This window comes from Nocardia bovistercoris (assembly GCF_015674855.1).
Taxonomy (GTDB): Bacteria; Actinomycetota; Actinomycetes; order Mycobacteriales; family Mycobacteriaceae; genus Nocardia; species Nocardia bovistercoris.
Window position 1 is genome coordinate 711,136 of record NZ_JADMLG010000001.1, and the last position, 16,835, is coordinate 727,970.

Annotated in this window: 15 protein-coding genes; 4 read left to right on the forward strand and 11 right to left on the reverse strand. The window is 66.9% G+C overall.

The annotated features are described in order from the left end of the window. Positions 1 to 289 precede the first annotated feature (289 nt). Complete coding sequence (locus tag IT779_RS03245; RefSeq protein ID WP_196147576.1) at positions 290 to 481, forward strand: hypothetical protein; 192 nt, start codon at positions 290 to 292, stop codon at positions 479 to 481. Between the two features lie 43 nt (positions 482 to 524). Here the strand turns inward: IT779_RS03245 and IT779_RS03250 are convergent, their stop codons facing one another. The 4 genes from IT779_RS03250 to IT779_RS38420 form a co-directional block, all read right to left on the reverse strand. Beyond that, the gene (locus IT779_RS03250) at positions 525 to 2,843 is read right to left on the reverse strand and encodes a hypothetical protein (protein WP_196147577.1); all 2,319 of its coding nucleotides are present in this window, start codon (positions 2,841 to 2,843) and stop codon (positions 525 to 527) included. Between the two features lie 245 nt (positions 2,844 to 3,088). Then, positions 3,089 to 3,553 (reverse strand): hypothetical protein, encoded by a 465-nt coding sequence (locus IT779_RS03255; RefSeq protein WP_196147578.1) that lies wholly within the window; start codon positions 3,551 to 3,553, stop codon positions 3,089 to 3,091. Positions 3,554 to 3,826: 273 nt separating this feature from the next. Further along, positions 3,827 to 4,210, reverse strand: coding sequence for a hypothetical protein (locus IT779_RS03260; RefSeq protein WP_196147579.1), 384 nt, complete (start codon positions 4,208 to 4,210; stop codon positions 3,827 to 3,829). 509 nt (positions 4,211 to 4,719) lie between these two features. Next, positions 4,720 to 4,848, reverse strand: coding sequence for a hypothetical protein (locus IT779_RS38420; RefSeq protein ID WP_269781519.1), 129 nt, complete (start codon positions 4,846 to 4,848; stop codon positions 4,720 to 4,722). A gap of 156 nt (positions 4,849 to 5,004) precedes the next feature. On the opposite strand from IT779_RS38420, the gene IT779_RS03265 reads away from it, so the two are divergent. Beyond that, the gene (locus IT779_RS03265) at positions 5,005 to 6,828 is read left to right on the forward strand and encodes an alkyl/aryl-sulfatase (protein ID WP_196147580.1); all 1,824 of its coding nucleotides are present in this window, start codon (positions 5,005 to 5,007) and stop codon (positions 6,826 to 6,828) included. A 90-nt stretch (positions 6,829 to 6,918) separates the two neighbouring features. On the opposite strand, the gene IT779_RS03270 is transcribed toward IT779_RS03265, so the two are convergent. From IT779_RS03270 to IT779_RS03295, 6 genes are all read right to left on the reverse strand, one after another. Continuing rightward, entirely contained in the window at positions 6,919 to 7,884 is a 966-nt protein-coding gene (locus tag IT779_RS03270) for a glycine betaine ABC transporter substrate-binding protein (protein WP_196147581.1), read from the reverse strand. Then, a complete protein-coding gene (locus IT779_RS03275; protein WP_196147582.1) occupies positions 7,881 to 8,618 on the reverse strand; it encodes an ABC transporter permease in 738 nt (245 codons plus the stop codon). Before IT779_RS03275 ends, IT779_RS03270 begins: the two co-directional genes overlap by 4 nt. Beyond that, positions 8,615 to 9,895: an ATP-binding cassette domain-containing protein gene (locus IT779_RS03280; RefSeq protein WP_196147583.1), complete on the reverse strand. Its 1,281-nt coding sequence runs from the start codon at positions 9,893 to 9,895 to the stop codon at positions 8,615 to 8,617. Before IT779_RS03280 ends, IT779_RS03275 begins: the two co-directional genes overlap by 4 nt. Continuing rightward, on the reverse strand, positions 9,892 to 10,536 hold the full coding sequence (locus IT779_RS03285) for an ABC transporter permease (protein ID WP_196147584.1): 645 nt from the start codon (positions 10,534 to 10,536) through the stop codon (positions 9,892 to 9,894). Before IT779_RS03285 ends, IT779_RS03280 begins: the two co-directional genes overlap by 4 nt. 100 nt (positions 10,537 to 10,636) lie before the next feature. Beyond that, entirely contained in the window at positions 10,637 to 11,620 is a 984-nt protein-coding gene (locus tag IT779_RS03290) for a TauD/TfdA dioxygenase family protein (RefSeq protein ID WP_196147585.1), read from the reverse strand. Positions 11,621 to 12,415: 795 nt separating this feature from the next. After that, the gene (locus tag IT779_RS03295) at positions 12,416 to 13,123 is read right to left on the reverse strand and encodes a PucR family transcriptional regulator (RefSeq protein ID WP_196147586.1); all 708 of its coding nucleotides are present in this window, start codon (positions 13,121 to 13,123) and stop codon (positions 12,416 to 12,418) included. Between the two features lie 179 nt (positions 13,124 to 13,302). Here IT779_RS03295 and IT779_RS03300 point away from each other — a divergent pair, with 179 nt between their 5' ends. Together IT779_RS03300 and IT779_RS03305 are read left to right on the forward strand one after the other, a co-directional pair. Beyond that, complete coding sequence (locus IT779_RS03300; RefSeq protein ID WP_196147587.1) at positions 13,303 to 15,165, forward strand: AMP-dependent synthetase/ligase; 1,863 nt, start codon at positions 13,303 to 13,305, stop codon at positions 15,163 to 15,165. 189 nt (positions 15,166 to 15,354) lie between these two features. Further along, positions 15,355 to 16,410 carry a mechanosensitive ion channel family protein gene (locus IT779_RS03305; RefSeq protein ID WP_196147588.1) on the forward strand — a complete coding sequence of 352 codons (1,056 nt, stop codon included), beginning with the start codon at positions 15,355 to 15,357 and terminating at the stop codon, positions 16,408 to 16,410. Positions 16,411 to 16,419: 9 nt separating this feature from the next. Here IT779_RS03305 and IT779_RS03310 read toward each other — a convergent pair whose 3' ends face one another. Continuing rightward, on the reverse strand, positions 16,420 to 16,686 hold the full coding sequence (locus tag IT779_RS03310) for an ArsR/SmtB family transcription factor (protein WP_332838645.1): 267 nt from the start codon (positions 16,684 to 16,686) through the stop codon (positions 16,420 to 16,422). Positions 16,687 to 16,835 lie beyond the last annotated feature (149 nt).

Below are 16,835 nucleotides of genomic sequence, written 5' to 3' on the forward strand. Positions count from 1 at the left end.
GAAGGGGTACGGGCTCGCCGGTGCAGACGGCCCGACGCGCGCGAACTCATCGTGCACCGATCGCAGCCAAGATGTCGGCCGGACTCGCGAGGCTGTCACGGTCGGAGGGGGCCCACGGCAATCTTACGCCGCACCGTCGCGCCGACCGGAGAATGTCTGCGACACACCACGGCTGCACGAATCTTTCTTCGTACCTACGCAATACGGGAACGCCGGGTGCGGCGGGTGGCGTTATTCCTGGTAAGGGGCCGGGCACGGTTTCCGGGGATTCGGAAAGGACGTGGTTGTCATGAGTCTTCAATTCGGCGGTAGAGCGTTAACCGGGGCTGCCGGTATGGTCGCGGCGCCGGTGGCCGTGGCGGCGGCGCCCGTCGTCATCCCGGCGGCGGTGGCTGCCGCGCCTATTGTGGCGGCGGCTGCCGCCGGTGCCGCCGTCGGCGCATTGATCGGCAAGGCGATCACCACTTTGATCGACAGCTAGCACAAAAGACCTCCGGAACGCGACATTGTCCGTAGCGGTCGTATCACCCTTGCGATGATGTCGCGTTGTGGAGGCTCTCTATAAATTCTTGAATTTCCTGCCTGGCCGTGGCTGTGGCCTGTGGCAGCGTCTCCGGAGGCAGGTCGAGCAGCCAGCGAAAGCCATCGGTCACGACGACAGCCGCTTCATCGAATCGACCCACTTCTCGATACCAGTGGGACAGCTTCCAGGTGCTCTGTCGAGCCATGAGCGTTGTCGGCTCGATTCGGGTCACTTCCCACACCGACGTACGCATGCGACGAATAGCCTCGTCGTGGCGAGCGCGTTGCCAATCGATTTCGGCCGCCAGATAGGCGAGCAGGATTCTGTTCTCCCCTTTGGCCAGCCAGTGTTCGGATGCTTCTTGCATGAGCCGCCGCGAGGCACGCTCGGCCAGACGCGCGTAACCGGCTTCGACGTAGGTGGACAGCACCACCAATCGGAGATCGAGTACCGCCGCGCGCGCCTGGATACCTCGGCGGGTGCGCGCCTGAATCACCTGTCCGGCAATATGATTCAATCGGATGATATCCAGTGCTCGCCGCAGACGTCGCCAATGGCCGGATAACGAAGCGTCGTTGACGCGCGCACGGTACACCATCACCCGCGCGGCCAGCAGGTCGAGATGTCGCGAGTGGTCCGCGGGAGCGGCCTCGATGCCCGCGCGAATCAATTCATCGGCCGCACGCCAGTCGCCTCGGAGAGCAAGAAGCCAGGCGAGATTGGCGCGGGCGAGAAGTGTATCGGGATGGTCTCCTCCCAGTTCACCGAGCCTCTCCGCGAGCACCTTCCGATATATGGCCTCGATCTGAATGGGCTCTCCGAAAAGAACGACGGAATCGTTCGGATCGTTGGTCAGATCGAACCGCAATGTCGCCAGGTCGGCGATCATCATCCAGCCCAGCCGGTTCGGGGGAATCCATCGACTCAGCTGACCTTCGGCAGCCTGTCGCACGAGGGGGTATCCGCGCTCGCCATCGCCGCGTTCACACAAGAGATGGCCGAGATCCGCCTGCGTCCGCCACCGGTCCTGGTCGTCGTCTCCGAGTATTCGGACCGCTCGTTCACAGGTCTCGGTCGCGAAATTCACCGCAGTGTCGTCGAGCTGACCCGAAAGTCGAAGTGCGTCGGCCTTCTCGATCGCTATCCGGACAGCCAAATGCTCGTTGCGAGGCCGAACGATACGCATGGCTTGGTCCAGCGCATCAACCGCCGCACGCCCCTCCGCGTTTTCGATGAAGTACACACCCAATCTCCGCAACGATTCGGCGGCGATATCGTTGTACGGGATGCCGGAGCGTTGGGCGGTGGCGATCACATGTGGCGCAAGTCGATCGTAGACCGCACGTGCGCTCCGGTCGTCAGTGGACGGTGGCAGACTTGCCGCGATAACGGCCGTGCTCACCTCGGCCCAATCCCGACGTTGGCTGTCGCTCATCTGTTCGCGGGCCACATCCGCCAGCAGTTGATGAAGTCCGATAGCGTGACCGTCGGTGAAATCGAAGGAGAACTTCTTCAACTCACTGGCGACATCAGTGCGCTCGTCCGCATCCGTCAGCAACGTCCGCAACGGCTCCGTTGTACTATCCGCCACGCGCAGATCATCGTAGGAGAGCCGCTGCGGCGCGAGAAAACAGGCGAAATGGAGCAGCGCCAGTCCACGCGGGCTGGTTTCGGCCAGTCCGGCGATGTGAGCTCGCCACACGATGCGAACCTGATCCCGGTATGTCGTCGGTTTCGCCGAGAGAACCAGGGCACTCGTCCTCGCCAGACGGCGGGTGTATTGGTCGGCGGTCAGCTGACCGCTGGAAATCGCGTTTGCGACCTCACGCAGCACGATGGGCAGGCAGGAGATCTCGGCCGTCGCCGGGTCGACAAGCCCGATGATCTCTGTCAGGTTCGCCGCTTGCGCGGCGGCGAGGCCACCGTAAGCGGACAAGAAGTCCGCGGACTTGCGACCGTCGAATCCCTGTACCTCCACGAATGCCGTGGAATGTGTTCGCCATTCGATATTCGTCGAGGTCACCAACACATGTCCGGTTTCGCTCGCGGGCAATACGTCGAGGACATCTTGCGGTCGGTTCGCATTGTCGAAAACGAGCAGCCAACCGTCACGAGCCGCCAAGGCCTCGCGAACGGCCTCGCTCGGGGACTGTCCGTCATCGACGGTCACCCGGAGCAGACGCGCGAGTTGACCCAGTTGCACGTCGAAACCGATAGTGCCGCCGATCAATACGCAGATGCACCGATAGTTCCGCCGCATTTGCGCGAAAGAGAGGGCGAGGTGGGTCTTGCCCGTTCCTTGACCTCCGATCAATGCCACGATCGGCCTGCGCCGAGTTCGCCTGGCGGGCAACGCGGCATCGAGACGCCGCAACTCGTCCGCACGCCCCCACGCCTCTCGGCTCGGACGCAAACCATTCCAGCTGACGACTCGCGGTCCGCGTCGCCACGACCCGCGTCCGCCGGGCCGCGCACGGTTACCGTTGATGATCAGGTCGCGGCCGATCGAGCTGCCTTCGATCCGTATTCCAGCCCCGGACGATTTCAGCGCGGACCGCTCCCGGTCTACGGCCGCGCCATCGGAGGGGGAGGCGACTCCCGACCCGAGCGGACCCCGCCGATCTCGAGGGATCCATCGACGCTGGTATCGACCGCGACCACTCCTGGGCCCACGGCTGCGACATCGGTGATCCGCACCGCACCCGCACGCACCTTGTGCAGCGAAACACCAATCGCTCCGGCAATGTCCGGGAAATGTCGCGCCAGCACTCCGGACAGATGGTCGGCGGCGTCGGTCAATTCCACATCGGCTGCGGCCGCAGTGGAGCGAAGGCTCTCGATCAGCGCGGCACGGGAGGTCCACGAGCGGGGATCCGCTTCGACAGCGGTCAGATCCACACCGGCGTACCGTTCGGATATCAACGTCCGCACAGCGTGATACGCGGTGGAAAAGCCGTGCTGTTCCACACCGGTCGCTGTCGCGGCAGCGCCCGCCGCGATGGCCGCCGCTATCGACTCCGCCGGATCCATCACGTCCTCCCGAGACCGAGCCACACGGTTCCCCGTGCGGAAATGAACCAATGAGACAGTTGTTCCGAACAACCGGCAGCAAGACACGACCGGGAGGTCGGACCGATACTCCTCGCGGAAACCTTCCGTGACATGCGTAGCGCCCTACTCGTTTCCGGCGGATCGGCACCGGCCTCGCGGGCAAGACCGCAGGCCACCACGACCGCCGACCGAAGCTACGCGTGCCCCACGCTCCAAGGCGTAGCCGTACCCCCTGATCTCGCCTGCGGTCCGTCAGCCGAGGTTGATGACGCCGAAGTTGTCGCCGCGGAGGTTGACCTGTCTCGCGTGGTCGAACGCGTAGGCGACGAATGCCTCGACTTCGCCGTCGGCGCACGCGGAACTCACCAACCGCCGCACCTCATCGGCGAACTCGGGATCCGCCTCGGCGGCCGCGCTGATCCGTTCGGCGGTGTTCGCGCGATCCTCCCATTTCGCCGGAGCTCCGGAAACCGCTTCCACCGCCCCGGTTTCGGCCACCCTCCCGAGTTTTTCGACGACGAGTGCGCGCAGACGGGCGATCGCGCGCCGACTGTCCGCCGCCGCTGTCGCGATTTCCTCACCGAACTTCGACGCCAACAATGCCGCCGCCGCGATTCCCAGCGAAACCGGATCCACCCTGCCTACCTTCGGACGCTCTAGCACGACCGGAAACCCGACCGTTCGGACCACGCTACATTCGGATATGACACGGACACAACAGAATCCGGTCCCGTAATCGAACATCTGGGATGAATCGACCATTCGGTCCGATACGGCGCGAACCACGGAGCGAGACAAAGGCGATTCGACTTTCATGCCGAAACTCTCAACCCGGCAAGAAAAACGACTCCCGCCTCCGGAGACAGCACCACATACTTCGCATTCGATTCGCCGCTCGGCGAAATTATCTAAAATGCAAGCGATCCGGACATCGGTGTTCAGTTCGATTACTCGGACCGCCTCGGTTCTTGCCCATCGCGGCGGACTCCGCCGCGAGCGCAGGGCCGGACAAGCCTCCCGATCACGCGCGGCGGATCAGCGGCGGCGCCCAGCGACCGTGCAGCACCTCGGCGCGCGGGGCATAGATGCGCATGGTGACCCCGAGTCGGTCCACATGTCGTAGATCGGGAGCAGGTAGTAGCGGCCTACGCCTCGACGCCGATGTCGTGCGCCTGCTCGGTCGAGATCTTGGCGGTGCGCGAAGTCGGCATATTTCCTCCTGGGTCGGTGACGGCCGCGCACCGACTCTGCGCGGCGGCGGCTCGACCGGTCATCACCCCCCGCCGGGTGAGCTCCGATCGTCGGCTTCTCACCCGAAACGGATGAGAAGCCGACGGGTCGCAATGGTTAGCGTTGCGGCGACCGCCCCGGTCGGCTCGGGCGAGCGGTCGAGTGCGGACCGATTCCGATCTCCGAGTGTGAGGTGGACGATGAGCACGGGACTGGATTTCGAGGACACCACCGATTTCGACGACGCGGCACGCGGATTCGTGGCCGAACTCGATCCGCCCGTGGTGACCACCGAGGACGGGCGCGCGGTGTGGGACGCTCGCGCGTACGCGTTCCTCGACGGCGACTGCCCGCCCAGCGCGCACCCGAGTCTGTGGCGGCAGGGGCAGCTCTGCAACAAGCAGGGGTTGTTCGAGGTCACCGACGGCATCTACCAGGTGCGCAATCTCGACATCTCGAATATGACCATCGTCGAGGGCGACACCGGCGTGATCGTGATCGACCCGCTGATCTCGGTGGAGACCGCCGCGGCGGGACTGGCGCTGTATCGCGCGCATCGCGGCGATCGCCCGGTCACCGGCGTGATCTACACCCATTCGCACGGCGACCACTTCGGCGGCGTGCGCGGCGTGCTGCCCGAGGGCCATCCGGTGGTGCCGATCGTCGCGCCCTCGGGATTTCTCGAACACGCGGTCAGCGAGAACGTGTACGCGGGGAACGCGATGATGCGGCGCGCGATGTTCATGTACGGCACCGGACTGGAGAAGTCGCCCGAAGGCCAGATCGGCTGCGGACTCGGCATGACCACCTCCACCGGCACGATCAGCCTCATCCCGCCGACCGTCGACATCACCCACACCGGGCAGGTCGAGCACATCGACGGCGTGCGCATCGTGTTCCAGCTCACGCCGGGCACCGAGGCGCCCGCCGAGATGAACTTCCTGTTCCCGGACCGGCGAGCGCTGTGCATGGCCGAGAACGCCACCCACAACATGCACAATGTGCTGACCCTGCGCGGCGCGCTGGTGCGCGACAGCCGGATCTGGGCGCGCTACCTGGACGAGGCCATCGCCATGTTCGCCGACGAGGCCGATGTCGCCTTCGCCTCCCACCACTGGCCGACCTGGGGCGCCGACAACTGGACGGCGCTGCTGGCCGGACAGCGCGACATGTACGCCTACCTGCACGATCAGACCCTGCGGTTGCTCAATCGCGGACTCACCGGCCCCGAGATCGCCGAACAGCTCGAACTGCCGCCGAGCCTGGACCGCCTGTGGGCCAACCGCGGCTACTACGGTTCGCTCAACCACAATGTGAAGGCCGTCTACCAGCGCTACATGGGCTGGTTCGACGGGAATCCGGCGCATCTGTGGGAGCATCCGCCGGTCGAGACCGCGCGCCGCTATGTCGCCGACTACGGCGGTGTCGACGCGCTCGTGGCGAAGGCGCGCGAGTACGCCGAGAGCGGCGACCCGCGTTTCGCCGCGACCCTGCTCAACCACGCCGTTTTCGCCGAGCCGGGACACGACGGGGCGAAACGATCGCTGGCGGAGATCTACGAGCGGCTCGGGCAGGGGTCCGAGAACGGTACCTGGCGCAATTTCTACCTGGTCGGCGCGCGCGAACTGCGCGGCGGCGTCACGCCCGCCGACCTCGACACCTCGAATCCGGAGATGATGTCGGCGCTGAGCGTGGAGATGCTCATCGACGCGCTCGCGGTGCGCGTCGACGGCCCGAGGGCCGCCGGTCTCGGATTCACCATCGACCTACACCTCAGCGACGACAAGCAGTACACCCGGCTGCGGCTGTCCAACGGCGCGCTCACCCACCGCACCGAGACGCCGCGAACCCCGTTGCGGGACAAGGCCGATCTGACCCTCACCCTCACCAGGCCGGAACTGTTGCGACTGCTGTCGGGCGGTGGCCTCGACGGCATCGACATCGACGGTGACGCGACCTTGCTCGCCACCCTGACGGGCCTGCTGGAAACGCCGGACCCCGCTTTCCCCATCGTCACGCCCTGAGGCGCCGGGCCGTGACGGCCGGAGACCGCGACGGTGCGCCACTTCCCCGGCGCACCGTCGCTTTTCCGTCACAGGGGACGCGAACTCGGTTCACGCGATCAGGTTCTCGCTCTTCAGCCAGTCGTAGGCGACGTCGGCGGGATCCTCGCCGTCGATGTCGACGCGGCCGTTGAGTTCCTGCATGAGATCGTCGGTCAAGCGCTCGGAGATGGTCCCGATCAGCGCGCGCAGTTGCGGATACTGCTCGATGATCTCCCCGCGCACCACCGCGGTGCCGCTGTAGGGCAGGAAGAATTTCCGATCATCGTCGAGCACAACCAGATTCAGGTTCTTCACCCGGCCGTCGGTGGTGTAGATCATGCCGAAGTTACACGGCGATCCCTTGGCGGTGGCGGTGTAGACGACGCCGGCGTCCATGCGGGTGACATTCCCCGCGGGCACACCGTTCGGATCGTTGTAGGGGATGCCGTAGGTGCGCAGCATCGGGATGAAACCGTCGGAGCGGCTGAAGAATTCGTCGTCGACGCAGAAGGTCCGGTCGGCGACGGGCAGCGCCGCGACCTCCGAGAGCGATTTCACCTTCAGGCGTTCGGCGGTCGGAGTGGACGCGCCGAAGGCGTAGGTGTCGTTGAAGTTGGCGGGCGCGAGCCATTCCAGGTCGTGGTCGCGCTTCTCGACATCGTGCACACGCTGCCACAGTTCGCGCGGGTCGGAGATGGTCTCGGTCTCGTTGTGGTAGTTCACCCAGCCGGTGCCCGTGTACTCCCACAGCACGTCGGCGTCGCCGTTGAGCTGGGCCTGGCGCGAGGACGCCGAACCGGGCGCGCCGGTCAGATCGGTGATGTTCGCGCCCGCGGCGGCCAGATAGGTGGCGGTGATCTTGCCGAGCAGCACGCCCTCGGTGAAACTCTTCGACGTCACCACCAGTTTCGCGCCGTCGAGCGGGCGCGCGCCGTCCGGCAGCGTCGCGTCGTGGAAGGTTCCCGACGAACTGACCAGACCGCAGCCCGCGAGCACGACGGCGAGCAGCGGGAGCAGACGGGCGAGTCGGTTCATGACACACCTCGCGGGGTAGCGGCGAGTTCGACGAGTCTGCCGAGCCAGTCGATGGTGAGCGCGAGCAATCCGACCAGGATCGCGCCCGACACCAGCAGTTTGGGCAGGAACAGGGTGACGCCGGTGGTGATCAGCGTGCCGAGGCTGGTCGCGCCGATGAAGGTGCTGAGCGTGGCGGTGCCGACCAGGATGACCAGTGCGGTGCGCACGCCGTTGAGGATCACCGGCACCGCGAGCGGCAACTCGACCTGCACCAGCGTGCGGCGCGCCGAATAGCCGATGCCGCGCGACGCCTCGATGGTGCGCTGGTCGACCTGCCGCAATCCGATGATCGTGTTCTGCAGGATGGGCAGGATCGCGTACACCACCAGACCGACCACGGCCGTGCGGAATCCGGTGCCGAGCCAGAAGGTGAACAGCACCAGCAGGCCGACCGCGGGGGCGGCCTGACCGATATTGGCGATATTGACCGCGAACGGTTCGAGTCGCCGCAACGCGGGCCGGGTCAACGCGATGCCGAGCGGGATCGCGACCGCGACCACGATCAGCGTGGCCACCACCGTCAACCGGACGTGCTCGAAGATCGTGGTGCGCAGGTTGTCCCAGCCGAGGGACGCCTGCTCGGTGGGTGTGAACGTCTGCGACCGGTACCAGAGCAGATAGCCGATGCCGATGACCAGGATGATGATCGGCTCGAACCACACGTCGAGCGGGACGCGGCGCAGCCGGTTCATGACGGCCCGGCCGATCCGGCCCCCTCGTCCGCGGCCACCACCGGGGTCGGCGCGGAAACGGCGCCGTCCACGTAGCTGGTGTAGGAGTCCTCGGCTTCCGGTTGGCCTTCGGCGAGTTTGGTGCGGATCACCTCGGTCACCGAGCCGATCCCGAGCGATCCGACCACAGCGCCGCGCCCGTCGGTCACCAGCGCGGCGCCCTGACTGGTGGCGAGCATGGCGTCGAGGGCGTCGTTGAGGGTCGAGGAACGCGCGACCACGGGCAGGCGCCGATCGAGGAAGTCGGAGACCTCCGATTTGCTCGCCAGCTCCGCCAGCGTCGGCCACGAACGCGGGCGGCCCTCGCCGTCCACGACCACGACCCAGGTCTGGTTCGCCGCCTTCGCGCGCTGGATCACCGCGGCCGACGACTCCCCGACGCGCGCGGTGATCACCTCGTCCACCTCGACATCGCGCACCCGCGACACCGTCAGATACGCCAGTTTCGCGCCGGAGCCCACGAATTCCTCCACGAACGGCGTCGCCGGGGCGGTGAGGATCTCCTCGGGGCGCGCGTACTGCTCGACGTGGCCGCCCTCGGACAGGATGAGCACCTTGTCGCCGAGTTTGGTGGCCTCCTCGAAATCGTGGGTGACGATCACGATGGTCTTGCCGAGTTCGTGCTGGATCGCGATCAGGCTGTCCTGCAAGCGGACTCGCGTGATCGGGTCGACCGCGCCGAACGGCTCGTCCATGAGCAGCACCGGCGGGTCGGCGGCGAGTGCGCGTGCCACACCGACACGCTGCTGCTGGCCGCCGGACATGTCCTTGGGGAGTCGGTCGGCGAAGGTGGCGGGATCGAGACCGACCAGGTCGAGCAGGTATTCGGTGCGCTCGGCGATCCGCTTCTTGTCCCAGCCCAGCACCCTGGGGATGGCGCCGACGTTCTTGGCGACCGTCCAGTGCGGGAACAGGCCGCCGGACTGGATGACATAGCCGATGGACTGGCGCAGCTTGTCGGGGTCCTCGCGGGTGACATCGCGGTCGCCGATGAAAATGCGGCCCTCGGTCGGCTCGATCAACCGATTGATCATCTTGAGCGTCGTGGTCTTGCCGCAGCCCGACGGACCGACGAAGGCGACGATCTCGCCCGCTTCGATCTCCAGATCCAGGCGCGCGACCGCGGGCCGGTCCTGGCCCTTGTAGCGTTTGACCACCGAATCGAGCCGGATCGACGCGCCGGTCACCGTCCGATCCGGGGCCGGTGCGGCGGGCGCGCCGCTCACCTCGTCGGTCATGACAGTCCCTTCGCGATCGTGAATCGGCCGAGCAGTACGAGCAGCGCGTCGAACACCAACGCGATGGCGACGATGAGAATGGTGCCGGTCAGGGCCATCTCCAGGGCGTTCGCGCCGCCGAGGCGGGACAGGCCGTTGAAGATCAGCGAGCCGAGACCGGGACCGAGCACGTAGGCGACGATGGCGGCGACACCGACGATCATCTGCGTGGAAACCCTGATGCCGGTGAGGATCACCGGCCACGCGATCGGGAGTTCCACCGTCACCAGGATGCGCCAGCGCGAGAAGCCGATGCCGCGTGCCGATTCGACCACCGAATCCGGGACCGAGCGCAGGCCGACGATCGCGTTGCCGATCACCGGCAGCGCCGCGAAGAACGCCAGCATGACGAACGAAGGCACCACGCCGAGGCCGAACGGCACCAGCAGCAGCGCGAGCAGGGCGAGCGACGGAATCGTCAACGCGACCCGGCTCGAGGTCAGCGTCAGCGAGGACAGCAGCGGCAGTCGGTAGACCGCAACGGCGACGACCACCGCCACCAGCGTGCCGACCAGGACGGTCTGGAATGCGAGGGAGGCGTGCTGGTAGGTGAGGAAGGCCAGCACCTCACCCCGTCCACTGATGTAGTTCCACAGATTCATGGGACTCCCGTGTCATCCGCGATGGTCGGTACTGTGTGGGTCGCCGTCGGCCGCCAAAGGTAGTCGATGCGGGCCGATCGGGGCGAGGGCGCGCCCCGGATCAGGCGGCGCGCGTCAACGCCTCGACGCTCGAATAGTGTTCGGCGTCGCCGGCGATCACCGTGCTCGGCCTGCCGTCGACACCCACCGGGACCTCGCCCGCGAGGGTGATGCGGGTCAGCTTGCGGTACTCGGCGCCGTCGTAGTCGTCCACCGCGTAGTGCTGGGTGGCGCGGTTGTCCCAGATCGCGACATCGCCGAGCGACCAGTCCCAGCGGGTGGTGTGCTCGAGGCGGGTGACGCGGTCCTGGAACAGCCGGAACAACGCCTGCGATTCCGCGCCGGTCAACCCGACGATGTTCTGGACGAAGTTGCCGAGCAGCAGCGCGCGCTCCCCCGTCTCGGGATGCACCTCGACCACAGGGTGTTCGGTCTCGAAATAGGTGGACTCGAACTCGCGGCGGTACGCCTTGACGTTCTCGTCCGGGTCGTCGGCGGCGGTGGCGGCGTAGTCGTACAGGTTGGTGTGCCGGGCGCGCAGTCCTTCTGCCAGCCTCTTCAGCGATTCGGGCAGCGACGCGTAGGCGGCGACGGTGGAGGCCCACGTGGTCGAACCGCCGTAGCTCGGCAGCGCGACCGCACGCAGGATCGACGCCTTCGGCACCCGGTCGACGAAGGTCACGTCGGTGTGCCAGCTGTTGGAACGGCCGTGACGGGAGTCGATGGCCAGACTCTTCAGCCCGGCCGAGGTGACGGTCGGATGCGGGGTGGTCGGATCGCCGAGCAGTCGCGCGAACTCGTACTGCCCGTCCTCGCCCAGGTGGTGTTGATCGCGGAAGAAGATCACCTTGTGCTCGTGCAGCGCCGCGCGGACCGCCGCGACGGTGGCAGCGTCGAGGTCGCCGCCGAGGCGGACACCGTCGATCCGCGCGCCGATATGAGCGCCGAGTCTGGTGACCCGCGGGGTGGTCTCGCCGCCCGCCGCGCTCCCGACGGCCGGTGTATCGATGGCCTTGTCGTCGAAGGCTGTGGCATCCAGAGGCATGGGCGGGCCTTTCGCGCGAACCGGACGGAACGGACCGACGAAACCATTCGGCACCCGGTTCGACCAGTATTTCCGTCAGCACGATCCGAACGCTCCGTCCGCGGTCACCTCCTCCGACCCGACCGGCGGGCAGCGCGAGGCGAATGCGAGGGCTCGGGTCGGCGCGAACTCCTGCGGTGTAACGGCTGCGCCGCGCGTACGGACATAAGTTGCGAATGGACGCTCGGCCTGCGGCGCCGGAGCCGGTAGATGGATGCCGAATCCCCGCCGGAACCGCCACAAGTTAGTTGAAATTCGCATAACTGTGACGCGGTTCCAGCGGGCGCGGAACCGGCGGGCCCGACACTTGAAACCGCAGTTCGCAAACGCTTTCCAGGGTTATCGGCGCGAATCGTTCCGTGCCGCGCTCTGGTGCGGTACGTTAAGTTGGATTCACACCAACAGAACTGTCGCCCAGCGCGACCGCCGTTATTCGGCGGTGATGGTCGCTCGGAGGTTCGCACCGGGTCGGCAGTCCGAGGAACGGCAATCCCCTGAGTACCAACGGAACCCGACGCGCGCCGATCGGTACGCGCGCGCACGAGATCGTCAACTATTTCGGCAAGTGCCCCCGGTGCGGCTATCCCGCGCTCGCCTCGGCCTATGTCACCACCTTCAGCGACGGCAGCACCGAGGCGGCGGTGATCGCGGCGTGCGAATCACCGTGCGGTTGGCGGGGTCCCGCCGCGCCGACCACCATGACCGGTGAGCCGCCCGTCTTCCGGGAACACCGCAGGACATAGCCCCGCGCCCGGTTCAGGGCAGGGCGAGCGCGAGGTCGGCGGGGTGCGGCGCCGAGGTCGCTCCGTACCGGTACGCGTACACCACCAGCGCCGAGCGCAGACACCAGATGCCTTCGGGGCGAAGGGGATCGCAGCCGGTGAGCCGCGCGACGCGCTTGAGGCGGTTGTCGACGGTGTTGGGATGTATCTTCAGTTCCCGCGCCGTGCGACCGCGCAGATGACCGTTGGCGATATAGGACCGCAGGGTCTCCCACAGCTCGAAACGCCGCTCCAGCGGAGCGAGCATCTCCTCGAGGCGGTCTCGGCCCGGTCCGGGGCGGGTGAGCTGATACTCCAGCGCGAGGTCGGCGAATCGGTACGGTCCGGGGCGTAGGCCGAGCCGGTGCACCACTTCGAGCAGTTCGCGCGCCCGGTCGATGCTCTCGACGATCCGCGCGGGCGAGCCGAGCACGATCGTCGCCGTCACCGCGACGCCCGCCTCGGCGGACAGCGCGGCGAACAGGCGGTCGACACGGTCGGCGGGCAAGTCCGCCGCGGGGGCGATGACGGTGCCGCCACGCGCACCCCACCGGGCGCGCACACTCTCGCCGAAGACTCCCCCGAACACCGTGACCACGCGCTGAAGATCTTCGGGCACAACTATTCCCGCATCGGTGGACGTGCCCGTCGGATCGGCGTGCGAGGGGACCGCGACGGCCGCTACCACGTACGACTCTGCCATGCCGACCTCGTATCCCGAACGCGCGGTATAACTCTGAATAGATCCTTACATGTACCACATTAGATCCAGGTAAGTACCACAAAATATGAAGGATTCATCAGTAACATAGCGTATTGACTGCACATGCCATCAGTTCCTATCGTGGTAGCGATCGCCAGCCCTCGAAATCGGAGCGCACCATGCCGCAGCGTCGCGACCCCTTCGTCTCGTTCCGGCACAGCTCGGGAATCCTGGCGCGAACCCTGCCCGAGGCGTTCCAGGCGACCGCCGCGCAGCGTCCCGACGCGACGGCGGTGCGCAGCATCGACACCGGGCGCGAATACACCTGGCGCGAATACGCCGCCACCGTGGAACACATCGCCGCGGGCTTGGCCGCGCTTTCGGTGACACGCGGGGACACCGTGGGACTACTGCTGACCAACCGCCCGGAATTCCACTTCGTCGACACCGCCGCGCTGCATCTCGGCGCGGTCCCGTTCTCCCTCTACAACACCCTGCCTGCCGAACAACTCGGCTACATCTGCGCCAACGCGGCGAACCGCGTCCTCGTCACCGAACAGCGGTTCCTGCCCGTCGTCCGACGCAGCGGCCTGCGCTTGGCCCACATCGTGTGCGTGGACGCGCGAGAACCAGGCACGCTGACCCTCGATCGCCTGATGACACTGCGACCGCGCGACTTCGACCTCGACACCGTGTCGACCCGCGTGCACCCCGAGGACTTGGCGACCATCACCTACACCTCGGGCACGACGGGCCGCCCGAAAGGCGTTGAGCTCACCCACTCCAACATCCTCGCCCAACTCGTCGGACTCGGCGAGCACCTGCCCGCCGACCACACCGACCGCATCATCTCCTACCTGCCCGCGGCCCACATCGCCGACCGGATCACCGCGCACTACGCGGCGCTCACCCGCGGCATCCAGGTCGCCACGCTGGCCGATCCGCACCGAATGGCCGAGGCGCTCACCACGATTCATCCCACCGTGGTCTTCGGCGTGCCGCGCGTATGGCAGAAGACGCAGGCCGCAGTCACCACCGCCGTCGCCGACGCGCCCGGCGTCACCGCGGGGCTCGCGCGGTGGGCGCTGCGCGTCGCCGACCAACGGGCCACCGCCGAAATCGCGGGCGGACGAGCCACATTCGGCCTCCGCCTCCGGCACCGCGTCGCCGATCGGATCGCGCTGTCCGCGATCCGCGCCGGAACAGGTCTGGACATGGTGCGTTTCGCGGCATCCGGCGCGGCCCCGATCCCGGTGGACACGCTGCGTTTCTTCCACGGACTCGGCATCCCGCTCACCGAGGTCTGGGGTCTTTCGGAGGCCGCGGGGGTGTCCACGACCACCACCAACCCGGATCCGGCGCTCGGATCGGTCGGTAGGGCGTTGCGCGGCACCGATATTCGCTTGGCGACCGACGGCGAGATACTGGTGCGCGGGCCGATGGTGATGCGCGGCTACCGCGGCGAACCGAACCGCACCGCATCCGTGTTCCTCGGCGGCGGCTGGTTGCGCACCGGCGATCTCGGCGCCCTCGACAGCGACGGCAACCTGCACATCATCGGCCGCAAGTCGGAGATGATCATCACCGACGCCGGAAAGAACGTGGCGCCCAATGTGATCGAGAATGCCGTCAAAGCCGTGTCCTTCCTCGTCGGCCAAGTGATGGCGATCGGGGACGCGCGCCCCTATTTGACCGCGCTGGTCACCCTCGACGCGCTCGCCATCGCCGCCGACGCCGCCGCCAAGGGCGTGGTGGCAGCGGATCTCGCGGACCTGGCCGCGCGCCCGCGGATCCGAGAACTGGTCACCGAGGCGGTGATCCGCGCCAACGCGACCGTGTCGCGGCCCGAGCAGATCAAACGCTTCGTCATCCTCGACCACACGTGGGAGCCGGGATCCGCGGAGCTGACGCCCAAGATGACATTGCGACGCACCATCATCGCGCAGCGGTACGCCGAACTGATCGAAGCCCTCTACGCACCGCGTCCCGGTCCGGGGATCATCGAGGTGCACGGGTCGCGTCGCACGCCGGCCATCGGGTGATCACCTCGGTAGAGGATCGGGTGGTCACGCCCGTGGCAGGTCGGGTGAGATCCGCCACGGCGCCGCCACGATAAGACGACGCGAAACGGGTACGCGGGCAGACAGGTACGTCAAACAGCCAACCGACCGACCTGCCCGCCGCACGGGCGTCCGACGTCAGGCGCCGGGCACACGAGGAGTTCGATCTCGTTGCAAGAACTGTTGCGGCCGCTCATCGTCTTCGCGGCCACGATCGCCGTCACCGTAACCATCGGCTTCCTGTTCGACCGACTGCTGAGTTATGTGTCCACCCACAGACCCGACACCTATCTGTTCGCGATGCTGCGCCGTGTCCAGTTGCCGCTGCAGGCGCTGCTCGGCTCGCTGGCGCTCTACCACACCTATCCGCTGGCCGACCTCGACCTGCGCCAGGACACGCTGATCCGCACGGTGTTCGCGGCCGCGGCGACCATGTCGGCGGCGTGGACCATCATCAGGGCCGCCGACGCCGTGGCCGACAACACGCTGCGCTCCTACGCCGACCGCACCCGCGACATCGCCCGCGTCCGGCAACTGCGCACCCAGTTGGCGCTGGTGCGGCGCATCATCACCTCGATACTGGTGGTGAGCACGGCCGCCGTCGCGATCCTGCTGCTGTTCCCGCACCTGCGCGCGCTCGGCACCTCGCTGCTCGCCTCGGCGGGCGTGATCGGCATCATCGCCGGTGTCGCGGCACAGTCGACGCTGAGCAATCTCATCGCGGGCCTGCAGATCGCGTTCGGCGATTCGGTGAAGATCGGCGACACCGTCGTGGTGGAAGGCGAATGGGGCACGGTCGAGGAGATCACCCTGTCCTTCCTCACCGTGCGCGTCTGGGACGACCGGAGGCTGACCATGCCGGTGTCCTACTTCAACAGCAAACCGTACGAGAACTGGTCGCGCGGCGGACCCGAGATCACCGGAACGGTCTTCCTGCACCTGGACCACAGCACGCCGATCCCGCGCCTGCGCACCCACCTCTACGACTACCTGCGAACCCATCCCGACTGGGACGAACGCACCTGGAATCTGCTCGTCACCGACAGCACGCCAACCAATATCATCGTGCGCGCGAGCATGTCGGCCGCCGACGCGGACGCGGTGTGGCGGCTGCGGTGCGCGGTGCGCGAGGAACTGCTGTGCTGGCTCGGTGAACACCATCCGCACGCGCTGCCCAAGATCCCAACGGCCATCACCGCTTCGGTGCGCGAAGGGTCCGAGGAATAGCCCGGTTCGTCAGGCGTGGGTCGCGCCGATCCAGTGCAGCAGTTGGTGAATCGTCTCGTCGGCGAGCCGATAACGCACGATACGACCGGATTTCGCGGCCGTGACCCACCCCTGATAGCGGAGCAGGCGCAGCGCGTGCGACGCCGCGGTGGCCGACATGCCGACCGCCGCGGCGAGTTCGGTGACGCTCTGACCAGGCGAGTGGTGCAGACAGACCAGCAGTCGCAGCCGGTTCGCGTCGGAGAGCAGGTCGAATCGGCGCGCCCAGTGCTCGATGCCCGCGACGTCGAGCCCCGGTACGACGGGGCGTGCGGATTCGGGTTCGGGACCGACGGTCACGGTTCCACTCTGCCATTTCTCCTCGCGGGGCTCCGCACCGCGGCAACATCTGTTCACTTGTACATATATTGCGAGTATCGTACCGG

Bases quoted from the DNA above. Each gene is read 5' to 3' on its own strand.
- IT779_RS03245 (WP_196147576.1), top strand. From the start codon at position 290: ATGAGTCTTCAATTCGGCGGTAGAGCGTTAACCGGGGCTGCCGGTATG.
- IT779_RS03255 (WP_196147578.1), bottom strand. From the start codon at position 3,553: ATGGATCCGGCGGAGTCGATAGCGGCGGCCATCGCGGCGGGCGCTGCC.
- IT779_RS38420 (WP_269781519.1), bottom strand. From the start codon at position 4,848: ATGACCGGTCGAGCCGCCGCCGCGCAGAGTCGGTGCGCGGCCGTCACC.
- IT779_RS03265 (WP_196147580.1), top strand. From the start codon at position 5,005: ATGAGCACGGGACTGGATTTCGAGGACACCACCGATTTCGACGACGCG.
- IT779_RS03270 (WP_196147581.1), bottom strand. From the start codon at position 7,884: ATGAACCGACTCGCCCGTCTGCTCCCGCTGCTCGCCGTCGTGCTCGCG.
- IT779_RS03275 (WP_196147582.1), bottom strand. From the start codon at position 8,618: ATGAACCGGCTGCGCCGCGTCCCGCTCGACGTGTGGTTCGAGCCGATC.
- IT779_RS03280 (WP_196147583.1), bottom strand. From the start codon at position 9,895: ATGACCGACGAGGTGAGCGGCGCGCCCGCCGCACCGGCCCCGGATCGG.
- IT779_RS03285 (WP_196147584.1), bottom strand. From the start codon at position 10,536: ATGAATCTGTGGAACTACATCAGTGGACGGGGTGAGGTGCTGGCCTTC.
- IT779_RS03290 (WP_196147585.1), bottom strand. From the start codon at position 11,620: ATGCCTCTGGATGCCACAGCCTTCGACGACAAGGCCATCGATACACCG.
- IT779_RS03295 (WP_196147586.1), bottom strand. From the start codon at position 13,123: ATGGCAGAGTCGTACGTGGTAGCGGCCGTCGCGGTCCCCTCGCACGCC.
- IT779_RS03300 (WP_196147587.1), top strand. From the start codon at position 13,303: ATGCCGCAGCGTCGCGACCCCTTCGTCTCGTTCCGGCACAGCTCGGGA.